The organism is Microbacterium testaceum (assembly GCF_001476655.1).
In the GTDB taxonomy this organism is placed as follows: domain Bacteria; phylum Actinomycetota; class Actinomycetes; order Actinomycetales; family Microbacteriaceae; genus Microbacterium; species Microbacterium testaceum_C.
In genome coordinates this window covers 1-3680 of the sequence record NZ_LDRT01000036.1, presented here as the reverse complement: position 1 = coordinate 3680, position 3680 = coordinate 1, and the positions used below count along the sequence as shown (strand labels likewise).

The 3680-nt window shown below is 73.9% G+C and carries 2 protein-coding genes; both read left to right on the top strand.

Going from position 1 to position 3680, the window contains the following annotated elements; genetic code table 11:
* Positions 1–222: 222 nt before the first annotated feature.
* Positions 223–2505, top strand: coding sequence for a glycoside hydrolase family 3 protein (locus NS220_RS06510; RefSeq protein ID WP_242864551.1), 2283 nt, complete (start codon positions 223–225; stop codon positions 2503–2505).
* Positions 2502–3632 carry a serine hydrolase domain-containing protein gene (locus tag NS220_RS06505; protein WP_058623276.1) on the top strand — a complete coding sequence of 377 codons (1131 nt, stop codon included), beginning with the start codon at positions 2502–2504 and terminating at the stop codon, positions 3630–3632. Before NS220_RS06510 ends, NS220_RS06505 begins: the two co-directional genes overlap by 4 nt.
* Positions 3633–3680: the final 48 nt, after the last annotated feature.

Below are 3680 nucleotides of genomic sequence, written 5' to 3'. Positions count from 1 at the left end.
GTCCCCGACCCCGACCGTCAGGAGGAGCGCCGCGCCGCGCGCCGCGCCCTGCTGTCGGCATCCTGACCCCTCCCCACCGGAAAGATCACCGTGACTGCTACGCCTGCCACCGACCACCTCGTCCCGCTGCTCTCGGCGCTGACCCTCGAGCAGAAGGCAGCCCTGGTCCAGGGCGCCGACTTCTGGACCACCGTGCCGCTCCCCGAGATCGGGCTGCGCGCGATGACCCTCTCGGACGGCCCCGCGGGTGTCCGCGGGCCCCGCTGGGACGAGCGCGAGCCCTCGCTCAACATGCCGTCGGGGTCGGCGCTGGCCGCCTCGTGGGACGTCGATCTCGCCTACCGGTACGGCGCGGCCGCGGCATCCGAAGCGCGACGCAAGGGTGTCGACGTCGTCCTCGGACCGACCATCAACCTGCACCGCTCCCCGCTCGGCGGTCGCCACTTCGAGTGCCTGAGCGAGGACCCCGAGCTCACTGCCGAACTGGGTGCCGCGTACGTGCGCGGCCTGCAGGACAACGGCGTCGCCGCGACCCCGAAGCACTTCGTCGCGAACGACTCCGAGACCGACCGCTTCACCGTCGATGTGCAGGTCGACGAGCGGGCCCTCCGCGAGCTGTACCTCGCTCCCTTCGAGCGCACGGTCGACGCGGGCGCGTGGTCGATCATGAGCTCGTACAACGCCGTCGACGGCGTGACGATGACCGAGAACGACCTGCTCGAGACCCCGCTGAACTCCGAGTGGGGCTTCGACGGCGTGGTCATCAGCGACTGGACCGCCGTGCGCTCGCTCGACGCCGTCGCAGCCGCGCAAGACCTCGCGATGCCCGGCCCCGCGCCAGCCTGGGCCGACCTCGTCGAGGCCGTCCGCGACGGTCGCGTGCAGGAGGCCGACCTCGACCGCAAGGTGCTGCGTCTGCTGCTGCTCGCCGAGCGCGTCGGCGCCCTCGAGGGCAGCACCGCGATCGAGCCCGCCCCCGTGGATGCCACGGAGTTCGCGCGCGAGTCGGCCATCGCCGGGACGGTGCTGCTGAGCAACGACGGGATCCTCCCCCTCGACGCCGGGGCCGTGGCATCCGTCGCCGTCATCGGACAGAACGCGCGCGACGCGCGGACGCAGGGCGGAGGCAGCGCGACCGTCATCCCCGCCCACATCGTGTCTCCCCTCGAGGGCCTGCGCGAGGCGTTCGGCGACGACCGGGTCACGTACGAGCTCGGCGCCGTCACGCAGGAGGGCGTGACCGAACTGCCGCTGTCGCAGATGCGCAACCCCGTCACGGGCGAGCCCGGACTTCGCGTCCGGTTCCTGGATGCCGCGGGCACCGAGCTCTTCGCCGAGAACCGTCGCGCGTCGGCCCTGGTCTGGTTCGGCGGCGACGCCCCGATCGAGGCCAGCCGCACCGTCGTGTTCGAGACCGGGTACACCCCCGAGAAGTCCGGCGCGATCGAGCTCGGATTCGCGGGAGCGAACCCCGCGCGAGTGTTCGTCGACGACGAGCTCGTGCTCGACGACAGCCCGGCGCTCGAGGGCACCGACCTGGGGGCCGCCTTCCTCAACCCGCCGTCCGTCACGGCCACCGTCGAGGTGGAGGCCGGCCGAGAGATCGCGGTGCGCGCCGAGTTCTCGCGCGACGGCTCCGGAGCACTCTCGGGTGCGATGAGCGCGACCCTGGGCATCGCCCCCGAGCGCACCGACCCCGACGAGCTGATCGCTCGCGCCGTCGCCGCCGCCGAGGCGGCCGAGGTCGCCGTGGTCGTCGTGGGGACCAATTCCAAGGTCGAGTCCGAGGGCTACGACCGCACCTCTCTCGATCTGCCGGGTCGTCAGGACGACCTCGTGCGCGCCGTCGCCCGCGCCAACCCGCGCACGATCGTCATCGTCAACGCGGGTTCCCCGGTCGTGCTCCCCTGGGCCGACGAGGTCGCGGCCGTCGTGCACGGCTACTTCGGCGGCCAGGAGTTCGGCAGCGCGCTCGCGGCCGTCCTGACCGGCGCTGCCGAGCCCGGCGGGCGCCTGCCCACCACCTGGCCCGCCCGCATGACCGACGTTCCGGTGCTCGAGGTCACCCCGACCGACGGCGTGCTGCGCTACGACGAGGGCATCCACATCGGCTACCGCGCGTGGCTGCGCACCGAGACGCCCCCCGCGTTCCCCTTCGGCCACGGCCTGGGGTACACGACCTGGTCATGGGATGCCGCGGAGCGCGACGGAGACGACCTCGTGGTCCGCGTGACCAACACCGGCGAGCGCGACGGCCGCCAGGTCGTGCAGGTCTACGCCGAGCGCGCCGAGTCGGCGGTCGAGCGCCCGGCGCGCTGGCTCGTCGGCTTCGCCACCGTGGACGCCGCCCCCGGTGAGAGCGTCGAGGCGCGGGTCTCGGTTCCCGCGCGGCGCCTCGCGCACTGGGACGGCGCGTGGGTCACCGAGCCCGGCGACTACACGCTGCGCGCGGGGGCCTCGGTCGTCGAGACACCGCTCGGCACGGTCTGGTCGGTGCCCGCGTGACGCCGCTCGACACCGCGCACCTGCACGGCCGCGCCGACGACCGGGTCACCGACGCGGTCGCCCGGCTGGACGCCGCCCTCGCGGGAGACCCCGAGCTGTCGTTCCAGGCCGCGGCGTTCCATCGCGGCGTGCCCGTGCTCGACGTCTGGGGTGGGCGTCACCTCGGCGAGGACTCGGTGCTCGTGCCGTTCTCGGTGACGAAGAACACCATCGGCATCACGATCGGTCTCCTGGTCGAGCGCGGTCTCCTCGACCTCGACGACCTCGTCGCCGACCACTGGCCCGAGTTCGCGGCGGCGGGCAAGCAGCGCGTCACCGTGCGCCAGCTGCTGTCGCACCAGGCGGGCCTCGCGCAGACCGATCCGCCGCTCGACCGCTTCGACGCGCTCGACCAGCCCGTCGCGGCGGCGCGCCTGGCCGCGACCCGGCCCCTCTGGCATCCGGGGAGCGCGTTCGGGTATCACGGCGTGACGATCGGAAACCTCGGTGCCGAGCTGATCCACCGGGTGACCGGCCGGACGATGCACGCGTACTACGAGGAGGAGATCCGGGCCCCGCACGGCATCGACTTCTTCCTCGGACTCCCCGCCGACCAGGAGCACCGCCGCGTCGACCTCCAGTCGATGACCCCGCCCGCCGCGGGCGTCGGTGACCGGCAGCCCACCGCGCTCGGAGTCCGCGTCTTCGGCAGCGCCCCGCCGACGCCCGACGTCGCGAACGACCCGCGCAGCTGGCGCTACGGCCATCCGGCGACGTCGGGCACCGGCAGCGCGCGCGGCATCGCGCGCCTTCTCGCGGCCGCCGTCACCGGGGTCGAGGGCGCCGCGCCCTTCCTCTCGGCCGACACGGTCGCGCAGATCGGGCAGCAGCAGGTGCACGGCTACGACGAGGTGCTCGGTCAGCATGACCGGGCGCACGCGATCGTGTTCCAGAAGCCGACCGCGGCCATGCCCTTCGGCGGCGTGAACGCGTTCGGGCACGACGGTGCCGCGGGCGGCCTCGCGTGCGTCGACCCCGAGACGGGGATCGCCTTCGCGTGGACCATCGCCCGCGGGGCGTGGCCCGGCGGCGGCGACCCGCGCGCGATCGCTCTCGCCGCCGAGCTCGGCCGCCTCTTCGCCGGCTGAGCCGCCCACCCCGCCGCCGTCCGCCGCATCCGTCCCTTAAACCCATCT